19 protein-coding genes are annotated in these 14,929 nt (G+C 65.2%); 7 read left to right on the top strand and 12 right to left on the bottom strand.

From position 1 onward, the window contains the following. The first annotated feature begins 2 nt into the window (after positions 1-2). The 3 genes from ACNEOT_RS06720 to mnhG are packed head-to-tail and all read left to right on the top strand — an operon-like array spanning position 3 to position 1,236. Positions 3-644: a Na+/H+ antiporter subunit E gene (locus ACNEOT_RS06720; protein WP_415973682.1), complete on the top strand. Its 642-nt coding sequence runs from the start codon at positions 3-5 to the stop codon at positions 642-644. Then, entirely contained in the window at positions 641-898 is a 258-nt protein-coding gene (locus ACNEOT_RS06715) for a monovalent cation/H+ antiporter complex subunit F (protein WP_415973126.1), read from the top strand. The genes ACNEOT_RS06720 and ACNEOT_RS06715 overlap by 4 nt, the downstream gene beginning before the upstream one ends. Then, positions 895-1,236 (top strand): monovalent cation/H(+) antiporter subunit G, encoded by a 342-nt coding sequence (mnhG, locus tag ACNEOT_RS06710; protein ID WP_415973125.1) that lies wholly within the window; start codon positions 895-897, stop codon positions 1,234-1,236. The genes ACNEOT_RS06715 and mnhG overlap by 4 nt, the downstream gene beginning before the upstream one ends. Here mnhG and ACNEOT_RS06705 read toward each other — a convergent pair. The 5 genes from ACNEOT_RS06705 to ACNEOT_RS06685 form a co-directional block, all read right to left on the bottom strand. After that, entirely contained in the window at positions 1,202-2,506 is a 1,305-nt protein-coding gene (locus tag ACNEOT_RS06705) for a phosphatase PAP2 family protein (protein ID WP_415973124.1), read from the bottom strand. The genes mnhG and ACNEOT_RS06705 overlap by 35 nt on opposite strands. Positions 2,507-2,544: 38 nt before the next feature. Further along, positions 2,545-3,675: a glutamate--cysteine ligase gene (locus ACNEOT_RS06700; protein ID WP_415973123.1), complete on the bottom strand. Its 1,131-nt coding sequence runs from the start codon at positions 3,673-3,675 to the stop codon at positions 2,545-2,547. 1 nt (position 3,676) lies between these two features. Then, positions 3,677-4,393, bottom strand: a complete 717-nt coding sequence (gene sodC, locus ACNEOT_RS06695; protein WP_415973122.1) for a superoxide dismutase[Cu-Zn] — start codon at positions 4,391-4,393, stop codon at positions 3,677-3,679. A gap of 114 nt (positions 4,394-4,507) precedes the next feature. Then, positions 4,508-5,032, bottom strand: a complete 525-nt coding sequence (locus tag ACNEOT_RS06690; protein ID WP_415973121.1) for a LytR C-terminal domain-containing protein — start codon at positions 5,030-5,032, stop codon at positions 4,508-4,510. 59 nt (positions 5,033-5,091) lie between these two features. Continuing rightward, on the bottom strand, positions 5,092-5,430 hold the full coding sequence (locus ACNEOT_RS06685; RefSeq protein ID WP_032391276.1) for a DUF3263 domain-containing protein: 339 nt from the start codon (positions 5,428-5,430) through the stop codon (positions 5,092-5,094). Between the two features lie 397 nt (positions 5,431-5,827). On the opposite strand from ACNEOT_RS06685, the gene ACNEOT_RS06680 reads away from it, so the two are divergent. Genes ACNEOT_RS06680 through ACNEOT_RS06670 form a run of 3 tightly spaced genes read left to right on the top strand, consistent with a single transcriptional unit; the run spans position 5,828 to position 8,221 of the window. After that, entirely contained in the window at positions 5,828-6,430 is a 603-nt protein-coding gene (locus ACNEOT_RS06680; protein ID WP_415973120.1) for a peptide deformylase, read from the top strand. Positions 6,431-6,479: 49 nt separating this feature from the next. Beyond that, positions 6,480-7,409, top strand: coding sequence for a GNAT family N-acetyltransferase (locus tag ACNEOT_RS06675; protein ID WP_415973681.1), 930 nt, complete (start codon positions 6,480-6,482; stop codon positions 7,407-7,409). An 11-nt stretch (positions 7,410-7,420) separates the two neighbouring features. Continuing rightward, positions 7,421-8,221, top strand: coding sequence for an exodeoxyribonuclease III (locus ACNEOT_RS06670; RefSeq protein WP_415973119.1), 801 nt, complete (start codon positions 7,421-7,423; stop codon positions 8,219-8,221). On the opposite strand, the gene ACNEOT_RS06665 is transcribed toward ACNEOT_RS06670, so the two are convergent. The 3 genes from ACNEOT_RS06665 to ACNEOT_RS06655 all read right to left on the bottom strand — a co-directional run bounded on the left by ACNEOT_RS06665 (position 8,191) and on the right by ACNEOT_RS06655 (position 9,647). After that, positions 8,191-8,784 carry a hypothetical protein gene (locus ACNEOT_RS06665; protein WP_415973118.1) on the bottom strand — a complete coding sequence of 198 codons (594 nt, stop codon included), beginning with the start codon at positions 8,782-8,784 and terminating at the stop codon, positions 8,191-8,193. The two genes, ACNEOT_RS06670 and ACNEOT_RS06665, sit on opposite strands and share 31 nt — an antisense overlap. A gap of 85 nt (positions 8,785-8,869) precedes the next feature. After that, positions 8,870-9,223, bottom strand: coding sequence for a GNAT family N-acetyltransferase (locus ACNEOT_RS06660; protein ID WP_415973117.1), 354 nt, complete (start codon positions 9,221-9,223; stop codon positions 8,870-8,872). A 97-nt stretch (positions 9,224-9,320) separates the two neighbouring features. Then, on the bottom strand, positions 9,321-9,647 hold the full coding sequence (locus ACNEOT_RS06655; RefSeq protein ID WP_415973116.1) for a GNAT family N-acetyltransferase: 327 nt from the start codon (positions 9,645-9,647) through the stop codon (positions 9,321-9,323). A 293-nt stretch (positions 9,648-9,940) separates the two neighbouring features. On the opposite strand from ACNEOT_RS06655, the gene thiD reads away from it, so the two are divergent. Further along, positions 9,941-10,795 (top strand): bifunctional hydroxymethylpyrimidine kinase/phosphomethylpyrimidine kinase, encoded by an 855-nt coding sequence (gene thiD / locus ACNEOT_RS06650; RefSeq protein ID WP_415973115.1) that lies wholly within the window; start codon positions 9,941-9,943, stop codon positions 10,793-10,795. Here the strand turns inward: thiD and ACNEOT_RS06645 are convergent. Genes ACNEOT_RS06645 through ACNEOT_RS06630 form a run of 4 tightly spaced genes read right to left on the bottom strand, consistent with a single transcriptional unit; the run spans position 10,757 to position 14,831 of the window. Then, positions 10,757-11,578 carry an adenylate/guanylate cyclase domain-containing protein gene (locus ACNEOT_RS06645; RefSeq protein WP_415973114.1) on the bottom strand — a complete coding sequence of 274 codons (822 nt, stop codon included), beginning with the start codon at positions 11,576-11,578 and terminating at the stop codon, positions 10,757-10,759. The two genes, thiD and ACNEOT_RS06645, sit on opposite strands and share 39 nt — an antisense overlap. Before the next feature lie 36 nt (positions 11,579-11,614). Next, a complete protein-coding gene (locus ACNEOT_RS06640) occupies positions 11,615-13,081 on the bottom strand; it encodes a M20/M25/M40 family metallo-hydrolase (protein WP_415973113.1) in 1,467 nt (488 codons plus the stop codon). 26 nt (positions 13,082-13,107) lie between these two features. After that, positions 13,108-13,878 carry an ABC transporter permease gene (locus ACNEOT_RS06635; protein WP_415973112.1) on the bottom strand — a complete coding sequence of 257 codons (771 nt, stop codon included), beginning with the start codon at positions 13,876-13,878 and terminating at the stop codon, positions 13,108-13,110. Further along, positions 13,878-14,831 carry an ABC transporter ATP-binding protein gene (locus ACNEOT_RS06630; protein WP_415973111.1) on the bottom strand — a complete coding sequence of 318 codons (954 nt, stop codon included), beginning with the start codon at positions 14,829-14,831 and terminating at the stop codon, positions 13,878-13,880. Before ACNEOT_RS06630 ends, ACNEOT_RS06635 begins: the two co-directional genes overlap by 1 nt. Between the last annotated feature and the right edge of the window lie 98 nt (positions 14,832-14,929).

Below are 14,929 nucleotides of genomic sequence, written 5' to 3'. Positions count from 1 at the left end.
AGATGGACCGTTCCGTCCTGCTGCGACTGTGGACTCTGGCTTGGTTGACGGCTATCTGGGTTCTGTTGTGGGGCAATGTCTCTGCGGCAAACATCCTCGGCGGCATCGTGGTGGGGCTGCTCATCATGGTGCTGCTGCCGTTGCCGCGCGTTCCGGTCGAGGGCCGCATCCATGTGTTCTCGCTCGTCAAGCTGGCCGTCGTATTTCTGTATTACGCAGGGGAATCCAGCGCCAGCGTGGCCTGGCTGGCGATCCGCCCGAAGGCACCGCCGGTCACCGGAGTGCTGCGCTGCCGCATCGCCATCAAATCCGATCTGGTGCTCACGCTGTTCATCGACGCGATGAACCTCGTTCCCGGGACCATGGTGCTCGAGATCGACCGGACCAGACGACTGCTCTACGTGCACGTGTTGGACATGGGCACCCAGAAGGCCGTCGACGGTTTCTACGCCTACGTGAGGAACCTCGAGAAACTCTTCATCGCGGCATTCGAGCGAGACTCGGACTGGAAGCCGAGCCCCCTGCACTTCCAGGAGTACGAGCGGTACCACGGGGTTCTCGGCGACGATCCAGTATCGACGGACCGCGATGCCCCGCGGGACGACAAGAAGACCGACGACAAGAGAGAAGGCGATTGGACATGACCGTCGTTCTGGCAATCGCCGGCATTCTCCTGCTCGGTGCCGCGATCCTCACCGCGTACAGATTGCTCGACGGCCCCAGCACACTGGACCGACTCGTCGCGATGGACACCATTCTCGCCGTCTCGATGTGCGGCCTCGGCGTCTGGGCCGTCTACAGCCGCGACACCACCCTGGTGCCGGCCATCGTCGCGCTGTCGCTGGTCAGCTTCGTCGGGTCGGTCAGCATCGCACGCTTCAGAGTGAGGGACGAATGAGTACCGTAGCCCAGGTCATCGCCTCCGTTTTCATCCTCCTGGGGGCGTTGTTGGCCTTCACCGCCGCTGTCGGCATCGTGCGGTTCCCCGACACGCTGTCGCGAATGCACGCGGCCACCAAACCGCAGGTGGTCGGCTTGATCATGGTGTTGATCGGGGCGATCATCAGCCTGCGCGGCAACGTCGACATCTGGATGCTCGTACTCGTGGGCCTGTTCACCCTGGTGACCGCTCCGGTGATCGCGCACGCCGTCGGCCGCGTCGCGTACCGAGAACAGCGGGGTCGCGATGGCCTGCTGATCGTCAACGAGATGGAACCGAACGAATCCGATCAGTGACGCGGGTCGGATCCGCGAAGAAGGTCGCGTAGAAGCCGCAGGCCATGGCAACCAGGATGCCGAGCACGAGCGGTCCGAAAACCAGTGGTTGCGACGCGAACTCGGCGGCGAGGTAGCGGTAGCTGAGCAACAACGCCGCCATTGCAGCAGACCCGTACGCCACCAACGTGATTCGCGCCCGGTCCCAGCCGCGCTCGGGGTCCCGCAGGATCGATTCCAGCGTGAGGCACAGCACCGCGCCTGCCACCAGATCGACGCCGTAGTGGTAGCCGAAGCCGAGGGTTGCGGCGAGCGTGCCGAGCAGCCACAGGGTTCCGCCCGTGCGCAACCACCACGGACCGCGTCGGGAATGGATGAAGATGCTCAGCGCCCACGCGGTGTGCAGGCTCGGCATGCAGTTGCGCGGAACGCTGGAATCGAACGTGAATTCCGATGGAGATCCGGTTGCCGCTCCTGGATGCGGCCACCCTTCGAAGGCGAAGACGGGTCCGACGACCGGAAAGAGCAGGTAGAAGATCGGTCCGACGAGTCCGATCAACAGAAACGTGCGGAAGAGGAAGTGCCGCGGCCACGCGGCACCCGACGCCACTCCGCGCAGTTGGTACAGGGCGACGACGATCGCGGCGACCGGCAGCTGAATGTAGATCCAGTGCAGAACGCCGTCGGGAATCGGACCGAGTCGTTCCAGGATCGAGCCCATCACCCACGAGGGGTTACCGAGCGCCTGGTCGGCTGCGTGGGCGTACTCGTCGAGCACCCGAGGCCTGGTGACCATCGTGATGTGCAGCCAGGCATCGCCTGCCTTGGTCGCGAGCAGCAGCAACGCACCGAGCGCCACTCCGCGGAGCGCCCGAAGGCTGTCGGGTGCGCCGACGCGATGCCGGTGGATCGCGTACACGCCGAGGCCCAGTAGCACCAGCGACGGGCCGTTGCCGACGGTGAGCGCGGTGTCGGACCACACTCGCAGGGCCACTCCGACGCCATCGAGGACGGCAGCGGTCGCCAGCGCCTGAAGCCGTCGAACACGAGTGAGACCCACGGTGGCCAGGATCAGTGCCGCCCACGGCAGCGAACTCGACTTCGGCCTTCCGAACAGATCGTTCCAGATACTGGGCCCGGGCCCGGGAAACTTCCACACCAGGGCTGCGAGCTGCAACGACGCGAGAAAGAGGGCAACCAGAACGGCCCCGATGGCCAGGGGGCGGGTCGAGTCTTGTCGTACGGTTTCGACCTGGACGGCCCCGACTTCCCCCTGTAGCACGTCACTCATAGTAAACGGTGAGTGAACGGAGCTTTACATTTACGAGGTCACGATCGGAGCTCGGCCACCAACGACTCCACGACGGCTCGCAGATCGCCGTTGGATTTCGCGGCCACCGCCCGCTGGCGCTGATACGACGCCCCCAGCCTCGGGATGTCGGCAACCGCGGCCAACTCGTCCACACAGTTCAGTCGCACGGCCGTCGGCGTCAGCTTCTCGAGCAGGTCGTTCAGATCGTCGGTGACCAGCCGCTCGTTGCTGTCCGAATCGAGAATGATCTCCGCGTCCAGGCCGTACCGAGCGGCCCGCCACTTGTTCTCCTGCACGTGCCACGGCGGTATCGACGGCAGGGTCTCCCCCGCTTCGAGCCGTTCGTCGAGGTTGACGATGAGGCAGTGGGTCAACGCGACGAGCGCTGCGAGTTCTCGCTTGGTCGACGCCCCGTCGCACACTCGGACCTCGATGGTTCCCCATTTGGGTGCTGGCCTGATGTCCCAGTGCATGCCGCCGAGTTGCTCGATGACACCGGTCTTGAGCTGGTCGCGAACGAATCCCTCGAACTGCGACCAGTTCTCGAATTGGAACGGCAGTCCGGCAGTCGGCAGCTGCTGGAACATGAGCGCCCGATTGCTGGCGTAGCCGGTGTCGTTGCCCGCCCAGATCGGCGACGACGCCGACAGTGCCAGCAGGTGCGGGTACTGCAGCAGCAGCGAGTTGAGAATGGGGAAGACCTTGTCCGGCGAAGAGACCCCCACGTGCACGTGCACGCCCCAGATCAGCATCTGCCGGCCCCACCACTGCGTCCGAGCGATCAACTCGTCGTAGCTCGGCGAGCTGGTGAGCTGCTGAGTCGACCATTCCGCGAAGGGGTGCGTGCCCGCCGAGAACAGATCGATTCCCAGCGGATCGGCAGCGCGCTCGACGAGGGAAAGGGATTCACCGAGGTCGTCCATCGCCTCACCGACGTTCTCGCACACTCCTGTGACGAGTTCGACGGTGTTGCGCAGCAGTTCCTTGGTCACCCGCGGGGTATCCCCGGCCAGATCGCGGACGCCGTCCATGACCGCCTCGGCGGAGTTGACGAGGTCGAGCGTCTTCTTGTCGACCAACGCGATCTCCCACTCGACGCCGAGCGTCGGGCGCGGTGAACTGGCGAAGTCGATCCGGGGAGCACTCAAACTACTGCAGTACCGCGCATGCCGCCCGCGCACCGGCGTCGCCGGTCATCAGGGTCGTCATGTCCGGAACAGCGGCACCGTCGGGCAGCGTGTACCGCGGCGGGATGTTGGCGAAGTTGTCGGCACCTTCGTGCACGATCACCGCGGTGCCGGCACCGCCCGCGCGCAGATCGTCGAGCGTGATCGCGTCGGTGGTGGTGACGAGCATGCCGGTGCCGTCTTCGCCGACCTGAATCGACGACAGATCACCACTGGCGGGATGCTCGGTGCGGCCGTCGACCTGCAGGTGGCCGCCCGCAGACAGGAAGTTGCCCGGCTCCCCGCCGGTGGGTGCCACCGAGTTGGGCTCGCACGCGGCGACGGTATGGACGTGGAAGCCGTGGAAGCCCGGGGTCATGTTCTCGACCTCGGCAGTGACGGTGAGCTTTTCACCCTCGGCCGCGAACGACACCGTGCCCACCTCGGCACCGGCAGCGTTACGGAGGGTGCCCTCGATGGTTTCACCGGAGCCCGACTCGGACTCGGCGCGGCCGTCGCCTGCGGTGGCGGCCGCCGACGGGTCGGACTCGCCGGTCCAGACCGGCGGAACGGTGCCGGGGGTATCGGATGCAACCTCGCCGTTGCTGCAGGCAGAGAGCCCGAGCGCTGCGATCGCGAGGACCGGGGCCACGTAACGCAAAGAGCGGCTCGCAGCAGTGCGTCGTTTCAACATGTCCATCGGAAATCGCTCCTCTTTCAGGCAGTTTCGCCGGGCTCGGAAATAATAACGTGCCGACCGATTCGACCGAACCGGGCACGGAAGTCTGCGCTGTGAAATCAGTGGGCCACGGGACTACTGGGTCACGATGACGACCACACCGACCGTGGATTGCAATGACGTCGGCTTGGCCTCGGCCGGAATGCCGAGTTGGGTGGCGATCGTCTGCGCGGCCCGTTGCTCGCCTGCGGCCGTGCCGTAGTACACCGCGGTCTGCTCGAACTGGGCTTCGCTGAAGTTGCCGGTTTCTGCGACGGTCCATCCTTCGGCGGTCAGCGTGCCGGCGGTGCCCGCCGCGAGTCCGGAGATATTCGAGTTGTTGAGTACCCGCACTTCGACGTCGGAAGGGCTTCCCGAGGTGGTGGGGGCCGCGGAGCTGGTCGACGCGGCCGGAGCCTGGGCTGCGGGCGCCGCCGGGGCCGCAGCCACCGCGGGCTGCGTGGTGGTCGTTTCGGCGGCAGCGGGTTCGGCAGCATCGTCGGAATCGGAACCCGTCAGCGACAACGCTCCGATCGCTGCGAACAGGATCGCGAGCGAAATCAGCACCATGGCGAGGGCACGCAATGGTGGCCCGGTCTGTTCCGGGTTGGGGGTGCTCACGTCACCGACCCTAGCCGAACGTCCACGACGACCCCGAACACGTCAGTCGTCGGGGCGAATCAGACGTCGAAACCGAGCCGACGTGCCGCGCGCGCCTTCTGGCGGCTCGCACGCAGGCGACGCAGACGCTTGACCAGCATCGGATCGGCGGCGAGCGCCTCGGGACGATCGACCAAGGCGTTCAAGATCTGGTAGTAGCGGGTTGCCGACATGGAGAAGAGTTCCTTGATGGCCTCTTCCTTCGCCCCGGCGTACTTCCACCACTGCCGCTCGAAGGACAGGATGTCGTGTTCGCGTCGACTCAGTCCGTCCGCACCGACCTCGTTCGGATCCTGAGAGCCGTCCGATTTTCCCGGTTGCTGAGACTGGTTCGAGTCACGCGCTGCTGCGCCGTCCATCCCACTCCTCGACTTCTCGACTTCTCGACGGGTTGCAAGATCACCTACCCAGAGAAATCTGCTTCCCCCAGCACTGCCGGCACCCGTAGGAGCACCGACCGAATTACACAGTTGTACTTCGAGGATCATTCAACCATGCTCGACGGCTCGAGCACGGCTCCCGCGAGCTACCGGCGCGTGGCGTGTTCCACGTGCTCGACCACATGCATCAGGCACTCGGGTCGTTCCGCAGGCTCCACTCTCACGCCCTGGGTCGTTCCGCGGGCTCCACTCCAACGCCCTGGGTCGTTCCGCGGGCTCCACTCCAACGCCCTGGGTCGTTCCGCGGGCTCCACTCCAACGCCCTGGGTCGTTCCGCGGGCTCCACTCCCACCCACACCCACTATCCTTGTCGACCATGGCAATTCTTCCCATCCGGATCGTCGGCGATCCGGTGCTCCACACCGCAACCGCTCCCGTCACCGAGTCACCCGCCGAGCTGGCCGAGCTGATCGCCGACATGTACGAGACATTGGCCGCCGCGAACGGTGTCGGCCTCGCGGCGAATCAGGTCGGCGTCGCCAAGCGACTGTTCATCTACGACTGCCCCGATCAAGGCGAGGACGGCAAGATCTTCCGCCGCCGTGGTGAGGTCGTCAATCCGGTGCTCGAGACGTCGGAGATTCCGGAGACGATGCCCGATCCGGAGGATGACGACGAGGGCTGCCTGTCGGTTCCAGGAGAGCAGCATCCCACCGGTCGCGCCGAGTGGGCCCGAGTGACCGGCACGGACGCGAACGGTGATCCCGTCGACATCGAGGGCCGCGGCTTCTTCGCCCGGATGCTCCAGCACGAAGTAGGCCATCTCGACGGCTTCCTCTACACCGACGTTCTCATCGGTCGACATGCGCGCGCGGCGAAGAAGGCAATCAAGCGTGCGGGCTGGGGCGTGCCGGGACTGAGCTGGACGCCAGGAACGGTGGACGATCCGTTCGGCCACGACGACGAGGACGAGGACTGACCGCTCGAATGATCGGGACACTGTGACCGTTCCCGTGGGGACGCGGGTGATGCTTCGGTACCGGCTGCCACCGGGCCACACCCACCCGATGACGGACGTGATCGGGGAACTGGTGTCCGCCGACTCCGCTGCAGTCTCGGTTCGGGGCAGGGACGGCATGCTGGTGCAGGTTGCCACCGAACGGGTCGTTGCATTGAAAGCGTTGGGGCCCAAGCCTGTTCGAACGTCGGAGATTCGCTCGCTCGAAGCGGCCGCGGCGGACGGTTGGCCGGGCGTCGAGCGGGAGTGGATCGACGGTTGGCAAGTGCGCTTCGGTCACGGTTTCACCGGCCGCGCCAATTCGGCGGCACCACTCGAACCAGGGGCATCGACGGCAGCCGAGACGCTCGCGAGGATCACCGAGCGATACGCCGCTCGCGGCCTGCCGCCGACGCTCTCGCTCCCCGACCGCCTCGGCAGCGCCCCGCCCGGATGGCGGACGTACAACGAGACTGCCGTCATGGCCGCGGGTATTTCCGAACTCGTTCTGCGCGAAGGTGATTCGGCCATCACCGTCACCGCGGAGCCGACACAGGACTGGTTGAGCTCTCTGCGCTACCAGGGCCGCGAGCCGACTGCGGGCGCAGCAGAGGTGGTCTCGGCCGTTCACGACGGCACCCTCGGTTTCGGCGCGATCGGCTCGCTCACCGTCGGTCGCGCAGCCGTCACCACTGCCCCGGACGGTCGCTGCTGGGTGGGATTGACCTCCCTCTGGGTTGCTCCCGAGCATCGCCGCAACGGACTCGGCACACTGATGTGCGGGGAGTTGGTGCGCTGGGGACGTGGCCTCGGCGCTACTCACGCATACCTGCAGGTGGCCGTCGACAACGCCGAAGCCGTTGCCCTGTACCGGGATCTGGGCTTCGTCGATCATCATCGCTATCGCTACGCGCGGCCCGAGAACGTGATCGGTCGCGAGCGTGTCGGGGGCGTTCTATAGGGTTCATTCCCGTGCGTCTGGCTACTTGGAATGTGAACTCCGTCCGCTCTCGTCAGGATCGAATCGTCGATTGGCTGCAGCGATCGGACGTCGATGTGCTGGCAATGCAGGAAACCAAGTGCAAGGACGCACAGTTTCCGTACCAGCGGTTCACCGACATCGGGTACGAGGTGGCCCACGTCGGACTGAGTCAGTGGAACGGCGTCGCGATCGCATCGAGGGTCGGCCTGAACGACGTACAGGTCGGTTTCGAGGATCAGCCCGGGTTCAGCAAGGATCCCGAGATCGATCCAGCCCAGGAGGCCCGCGCCATCGGGGCCACGTGTGACGGGGTACGCGTCTGGAGCCTGTACGTGCCGAACGGCCGCGAACTCGCCGATCCGCATTACACCTACAAGCTCGAGTGGCTCGCCGCGCTGAAGGCCGACGCCCAGGCGTGGGTGACCGCCGATCCGCTGGCGCAGATCGCACTCGTGGGCGACTGGAACATCGCTCCCACCGACGACGACGTCTGGGATCCGGCACTGTTCGAGGGCAAGACGCACACCTCCCAGGCCGAGCGTGATGCCTTCGCGGCCTTCGCCGACGCCGGATTCACCGAGGTGACGCGACAGTTCACACCCGAGCCCAGGACGTACACCTACTGGGATTACACACAGCTGCGGTTTCCGAAGAAGCAGGGTCTACGTATCGACATGGCTCTGACCTCACCTGCCCTGGCGGCTGGGGTGACCGGTGCGTCGATCGACCGCGAGGAGCGCAAGGGCAAGGGAGCCAGCGATCACGCCCCGGTGATCGTGGACATCGGCTGATCGGCGTCCGACCTGCGCGACACCGCTCCGGCGGCGAGGATCGCCCCGACGAGAATCAACAGTCCGTGCGCGATTCGTACGGCCGGTGGGGTGTAGAACTGCGGCAGAAACAGTACGAATCCCGCGGCCAGCACAGCTGCGTAGCGGTTGCGTAGGGCAAATGCCACCAGACCGACGGCGATCAGCACGAGTCCGAGTCCGAACATGACGGACTGCACGAGCGAATAGCGAATCGGGTCCGCCAGGTCGATCAGGCCCGGGTTGGAGTTCGCCGCGGCGTCGACACCGAGCGCATGCAGCGCGAACGTTTCCGCGCCGTAGTACGGCAGAACCAGTCCGACGCCGATCCACGTGGTCACGACCGCAAGATCGGACCGTCGACCGGCGTAGAGGACGGTGAGCCCGAGCGCGATGAAGCCGAGCATGGCGAATGTGTGGGCGAGAACCCAGCTCGGGGATGCGAAGGCATTTGCTCCCGCGATGCCTACCTCGTCCGAGTAGGGCCGCACCATGGGGTAGGCGGCGAACATGACGCCGACGAACAGGAACAGAGCTGTGCGCATCGGGAACGAACTTCCTTCCGAGAGCGGCGCTCTCTACAGGAAGCAGTATTCACCGATCGGCGTTTCGAAACAAGAGCAGCGCTCTCTAATCGGCGATCAGGTCCAGATATTCTTCGTGTTGCGCCAGGTAGCGCCGGACGTAGGTGCAGATCGGGACGATGCGCCACTGCCGATCGCGCGCGGTGTTCAGTGACGCCCGTACCAGCACCCCGGCCCAGCCGCGGTCGCCGTATTCCTCCTTGACGACGGTGTGCATGAGGGCCACGACGGGACCGCCGCCGTCGTCGACGCCCTCGCCGAAGCGGTACCCGAGAATGCCGACGAGTTCTTCGTCGACGAAAAGATCGAATCTGTGATGATCGACGTCGTCCTCGATACGAACGACGGGCCGATCGACCGGCGGTGCCGTGTCGGTGCGACGCGGAAGTATGTGACTCATGTCACCTATGAGATCAGTGGTGCGGATGTGCCGCGCCAGAAGTGCACGATCGTCGCCGAGTCGAGTTCCAACCGTGATCTACGCGGCCGACCGAATGTCAGAGAGCGACGAGCATGTCGTTGTACTCGGGATTGGCTGCGGCGAAGCGCTGCACGTAGGTGCAGACCGGCTTGACCTTCCAGCCGTAGGAGCGAGCGCTGTCGAGTGCGCGCCGAACCAGAATGCCGGCCAGGCCCTGATGGCCGAAGTCCTCGGTGACGACCGTGTGCATGAAGGACACGACATGAGTGCGCGTCGCTCGCTTACTGGTTCCCTCCACCTCGAAGAAACCGACGATGCCGACGAGATCGCCGTTCAATCGGAGCTCGAAACGGTTCTGGTCCTTGTTGATCGAGACATCAGCGCTAGGAGAACTTGCAAGCATGGGACGCCTCCTTCGCTGTGTGTCGAGTGGTGAACGAATGAAATATTTTGTGACGTGCACCACTATTAAACATGCGCGCGGTGGCCCTGTCACCTTTTCTACCAACAAACCTTCGGATGCGTAGGTTTCTCGCTGGAACCCGACAGGAATGCTGGTACAGCTCATAAGTGTCCCCGTGCGCCGTTGTGATACAACAACATTCAAAGTGTCACCATGTTTTTGCCAAAATTCACCTTCGGCGTCTCGCCTGCCGAGACCCTGCCGATCGCGGCCCGCCGGTACTGTCGTCTCTCGTGAAGTTCCTACCGCTCACGCCCAACGGCGAGACTCCCGTCCGTGCGCTGACGATCGCCGGAACCGACTCCGGCGGCGGTGCCGGAATCCAGGCGGACAGTCGCACGATGGCCATGTTGGGCGTCCACGCATGTGTTGCCGTCGCGGCGGTGACGGTTCAGAACACCGTCGGCGTGACGGGCTTTCACGAGATCCCGCCCGAGATCGTCGCGGCCCAGGTTCGTTCGGTCGTCTCCGACATCGGCGTCGGCGCAGCGAAGACCGGAATGCTGGCCTCCACGGCGATCATCGAAGCGGTCACGACCGTCTGCACCGAGGTCGGGATCGGCCGTGACCGACCGGTGCCGCTGGTCGTCGACCCGGTGTGTGCCTCGATGCACGGTGATCCGCTCCTTCATGCCGAGGCCATCGACGCCATCCGCCACACACTGTTCCCGATTGCGTCGCTGGTGACCCCCAACCTCGACGAGGTTCGGCTCATCACCGGCATCGACGTGGTCGACGACGCGAGCGCGCGACGCGCCGCCGAGGCACTGCACGGCCTGGGCGCGCAGTGGGCCCTGGTCAAAGGCGGTCATCTGCGTACGTCGACGCACAGCACCGATCTGTTGTTCGACGGCGACACCTTCCACGAGTTCACCAGCGAACGTATCGACACCGGCAACGATCACGGCGGCGGCGACACCCTCGCCGCATCGATCGCGTCGGCATTGGCGCACGGATACTCCATGCCCGACGCGGTGGCGTTCGGCAAGGAGTGGGTCACCCGCTGCTTGGCCGCGTCCTACGACCTGGGCGCGGGCCACGGCCCGGTCTCACCGCTGTGGCGACTGCACGAGTCGGAGGATGCGTAGGTCGTCGGGCGCGCCCTTGATCTTCGGAGCGAAGAAGCTGCGGCGATAGGGCTTGGACACCACGTGCAGGGCGTCGAGCACCTCCGGCGGGACCGCCTCGAGCGCCGTCGCTGAGATCATCACGTTGCCGTTTCCGCCGGTCTGCATCACTCGGGCGGCGACGGTGACGTCCACACCGAGCCAGTCCGATCCCACCTGACGCGGGCTGCCGGTGTGGATTCCGACGCGCATCGTGGGGGTGTAGCCGTCGACGTCGACGCCCTTCAATGCCTCGCGTGCCGCGAATACTGCGTCGACGGCCTTGCCCGCGTCGACGAAGACGGCCATGATGCCGTCGCCCAGCCTCTTGACGACGTGGCCGCCTCGGAACGCGACCTCGGGTTCGATGGCTTTGGACACCTTGCGGAGCAAGGTCAGGGTGGCGGTGTCACCGGCGCGGAGCGACCACGACGAGAACCCGACGAGGTCGGTGAACACGATGGTGACGTCCTGTTCCCCGCGGCCACGGCCTGCACGTTCGAGAATCGCCTGCCAGACCTGGAGCGCGCCCAGCCCCACTTCGCGGGACGCGCCCGGTTCGTCGTCGAGTCCGTTGGCAGCCAGGAACCTGTCGGCCACTCGGGCAACGGCCAGTGCCCGTCCTGGACCGTCGATCGACATGGGATCGCCGAACGTGGGGTCACCGGGTAGCGCGCGACGCACCCGCCGAACCGCCCCGACCACCGCGGGCGCTCGGTTGGTGGTGCGGACCCAGTCCACGACCGACGAGACGACAGCGTTCACAGCATCGAGCGTAACTGACGGTTACACATACTTTCGTTACCCTTCGGCCCGTGCGGCCTCGCGCTCGGCACCGACCGGGACCCCGTTGGGGCCCTCCACCGACTGCGCGTAGATGCCGATGCCGTAGGCCACGGCTGCACCGTTCTTCGCGAGCGCGGCGCGGTCGACATTCGCCAACGTGTCCTGATCGGTGTGGTAATTCTCGTCGAAGGTCTGATCCGCGGTACCGCCCCACTTCTCGGCCTGCTCAGCGGTCTTGTTCTCGTCCGCGCCGCTGAAGACACCACCGGCCGGGATGCCGACCTCGATGAACGGGCCGTAGTCCGAACGGCCGTCGAAATCGGTACCGTCGACGGCGACACCATCGGCGGCAAGTCGCTCGACGAAGGTGCGCTCGATGGCGTCGGATCCGGCCGGTCCTGCAGGCTCACCCACCTTGTCGGAATCGTCTCCGTCGTAGGCGAGGTACCCGGCGTTGTGCGAGCCGATCATGTCGAAGTTCAAGTACAGCGCGATGTTTCGCTTGTCCTCGTCGGAGAGGCCCTCGACGTATTTGGTGGAGCCCACGAGCCCGCTCTCCTCTGCGCCCCAGAAGGCGAAGCGCACCGCGTTGGTCACCTCGGGGGCACTACCCATCTGCAGTGCGGTTTCGAGTACTGCCGCCGTACCGGTTCCGTTGTCGTTGATGCCGGGGCCCTCGGGGACGCTGTCGAGGTGCGCGCCGGTGACCACCACGTTCTCGGTGGATCCGGTGGTGGTCTGCGCAATGATGTTGCGGCTCTTGGTCTTGTCGGTCTCGGTGACGAGCGTGAGCGTCACCTCGGGTGCGGCCAGCACGGCTGCGCCGTCCTCCTGGCTCACTCCGCCGGTCGGTATCTTCGCGGTCTCGGGGTCGCCGAGTGTCCCCGAATCCAGCGGTCCCGGCTCGTTGTTGACGATGATCGCTGCCGCCGCACCCAGTTCTGCTGCGACGGTCTGTTTCACACCGAACGGGCACACTCCGCGTGGCACGACGGCGACGGCCCCGGCCAGATCGAGACCGGCGTAATCGGTTGCCTCGCAACCGTCTGCATTTGCGGGAGCACCGACGACGCGTGCGGTGATGCCCTCGGCGGTGGTGGTCGGCGAATAGCTGAGCGCGAAGACCGGAATCTCGGTGCCGCCCGATTTCAGGATCTGCGTCTGCGCATCGAAGGTCTCGAACTCGAACTCCGGGGTGGTCACCTCGAATCCAGCCGATTCGAGTTGCGAGACAACGTAATCGACACTCGCGTCGTATCCGGCGGTGCCGGCCGCGCGGTTTCCGTCGTGTGCGGCGGCAATGGCTTCCAGTTCCTCGAGGTGTCCTACCAAAGCGTCCTCGGTGACGGCTTCGGACAGGCCGGGCCCGTCGGGTGTCGCGAAAACTCTGGCCGGTTCCTCGTCCCCTGTACCAGAGGTGGACGAGCAACCGGCCAGAATCAAGACGGTGACGGCGCTACCTGCAAGCAAGGATTTCCGCATAGCGGACACCCTACCGGCGAGCGGCGTCAGGCGTCCCGACGATTGACGACGAACACTGCTGCGCCGAAGATCACCGCTGTGAACGCGACGAAGTAGATCAGACTGCCGATCGGACCCCAGTGGAAGTCGATTCCGCCATCGGAGCCGAGGAAGTGATTGGCATTCAGGAACGGCAGGAACGCCTGGATCTTCGCCCCGACGTTCGGAATGAGGCCGACCAGGTTCTCGATCAGCAGCGGCCACAGCAGCAGGATCGCGATCGCACCGGCCGACTGTCGAACGAGAGCGCCGACGCCGATCGCGAGAACGACCTGAACGAATGCCAGGATGGCCGTGCCGTACAGGACGCGCCACGTACCGTCCACGTCGAATCCGAGCAATACGCCCGCCTGCTCGCCTGCCAGACCCTTGGCGATGACGAGCCCGACCACCGCGAGCGCGAACGACAGGATTGCACCGTAAACGCCCACCAGCAGTGCCTTGGCTCCCAGAACCGATCCCCTGTTGGTCACCGCCTGGAACGTGGTGCGAATGATGCCGAACCGGTATTCGCTGGTCACGGTCAACGCGGCCAGGATCATCAGCACCATGGCACCGAACGTGCCGACTCCGACCCCGACGACATCGGCGGCGGTCGTGGGTGGAATGCCCTCGGGCGCGTCGAGGCTCAGGGCCGACTTCGCAGCCCAACCCAGAATGGCCGCGAACCCGAGACCGAGCACCACGATGATCGCGCTGCACCACCACGGTGATTTGGTCGAGGTGAATTTGATTCTCTCTGCTGCCAAGACGCCCATCAGAGTGCACCGCCCATCGCTTGCTGAGAATTGGTTTCTTCGCCGTGGTACTGCACTGTGTCTCCGGTCAGTTTCATGAATGCTTCCTCGAGCGAACCTCGCTGAGAGGCCAACTCGTGCAGTGTGATTCCGGCACGGCCTGCGATGTCGCCGATTGCGTCGGTGCTCGAGTTCAGCACAACCAGCGAGGGCTGCAGTTCGTCGGTCCTGTCCGGCTCACGCACGGTGAGACCGGCTGTGGTCAGGGCCTTGCGGAGGCCGTCGAGCTGCGGGCTGCGTACTCGCACCGAGGCTTCGGATGCGTGGTCGATGAATTCCTGCACCGTGGAATCGGAGATCAGCTTGCCGCGTCCGATGACGATGAGATGCTCTGCTGTCTGCGCCATCTCGGAGAGCAGGTGGCTCGAGACCAGAACGGTTCGACCCTCGGCTGCCAGCCGCTGCATGAACTTTCGAATCCAGACGATGCCTTCCGGGTCGAGGCCGTTGACCGGCTCGTCGAACAGCAACACCTTCGGGTCGCCGAGCAACGCGCCTGCAAGGCCGAGCCGCTGCGACATACCGAGCGAGAATCCGCCGGCATTCTTCTTCGCGACATCGCTGAGGCCGACCAGCCGCAGCACCTCGTCGACGCGCGACTTCGGGATGCCGTTGGAGGCGGCCATCCACTCGAGGTGCGCACGCGCAGAACGGTTGGGATGCACCCACTTGGCGTCGAGCAGAGCGCCGACGGTACGCAGTGGTTGCTTCAGTTCGCTGTAGCTCTTGCCCTCGATGGTCGCCGTTCCCGAGGTGGGACGGTCGAGACCGAGGATCATCCGCATCGTGGTGGACTTGCCTGCGCCGTTGGGGCCGAGGAAGCCGGTCACGATGCCGGGTTTGATGGTGAAGGTGAGGTTGTCGACCGCCGTCACCGCGCCGTATTGCTTGGTCAGTCCTGTCACTTCGATCATGGGACAACTGTCCCCGATCGACACCCGTCAGCACATCGACCCACAGTCGCGACAAGCATCATCCTTTCGGATGACACACACCCTGAGACAGCAGGCGG

The organism is Rhodococcus sp. 077-4 (assembly GCF_047782425.1).
In the GTDB taxonomy this organism is placed as follows: domain Bacteria; phylum Actinomycetota; class Actinomycetes; order Mycobacteriales; family Mycobacteriaceae; genus Rhodococcoides.
This window is presented reverse-complemented; position numbering and strand designations above follow the sequence as displayed.

Coding starts and splice junctions, on each gene's coding strand:
- ACNEOT_RS06720 (WP_415973682.1), top strand. CDS start 3: ATGGACCGTTCCGTCCTGCTGCGACTGTGGACTCTGGCTTGGTTGACG.
- ACNEOT_RS06715 (WP_415973126.1), top strand. CDS start 641: ATGACCGTCGTTCTGGCAATCGCCGGCATTCTCCTGCTCGGTGCCGCG.
- mnhG (WP_415973125.1), top strand. CDS start 895: ATGAGTACCGTAGCCCAGGTCATCGCCTCCGTTTTCATCCTCCTGGGG.
- ACNEOT_RS06705 (WP_415973124.1), bottom strand. CDS start 2,506: ATGAGTGACGTGCTACAGGGGGAAGTCGGGGCCGTCCAGGTCGAAACC.
- sodC (WP_415973122.1), bottom strand. CDS start 4,393: ATGGACATGTTGAAACGACGCACTGCTGCGAGCCGCTCTTTGCGTTAC.
- ACNEOT_RS06685 (WP_032391276.1), bottom strand. CDS start 5,430: ATGGACGGCGCAGCAGCGCGTGACTCGAACCAGTCTCAGCAACCGGGA.
- ACNEOT_RS06680 (WP_415973120.1), top strand. CDS start 5,828: ATGGCAATTCTTCCCATCCGGATCGTCGGCGATCCGGTGCTCCACACC.
- ACNEOT_RS06675 (WP_415973681.1), top strand. CDS start 6,480: ATGCTTCGGTACCGGCTGCCACCGGGCCACACCCACCCGATGACGGAC.
- ACNEOT_RS06665 (WP_415973118.1), bottom strand. CDS start 8,784: ATGCGCACAGCTCTGTTCCTGTTCGTCGGCGTCATGTTCGCCGCCTAC.
- ACNEOT_RS06660 (WP_415973117.1), bottom strand. CDS start 9,223: ATGAGTCACATACTTCCGCGTCGCACCGACACGGCACCGCCGGTCGAT.
- ACNEOT_RS06655 (WP_415973116.1), bottom strand. CDS start 9,647: ATGCTTGCAAGTTCTCCTAGCGCTGATGTCTCGATCAACAAGGACCAG.
- ACNEOT_RS06640 (WP_415973113.1), bottom strand. CDS start 13,081: ATGCGGAAATCCTTGCTTGCAGGTAGCGCCGTCACCGTCTTGATTCTG.
- ACNEOT_RS06635 (WP_415973112.1), bottom strand. CDS start 13,878: ATGGGCGTCTTGGCAGCAGAGAGAATCAAATTCACCTCGACCAAATCA.
- ACNEOT_RS06630 (WP_415973111.1), bottom strand. CDS start 14,831: ATGATCGAAGTGACAGGACTGACCAAGCAATACGGCGCGGTGACGGCG.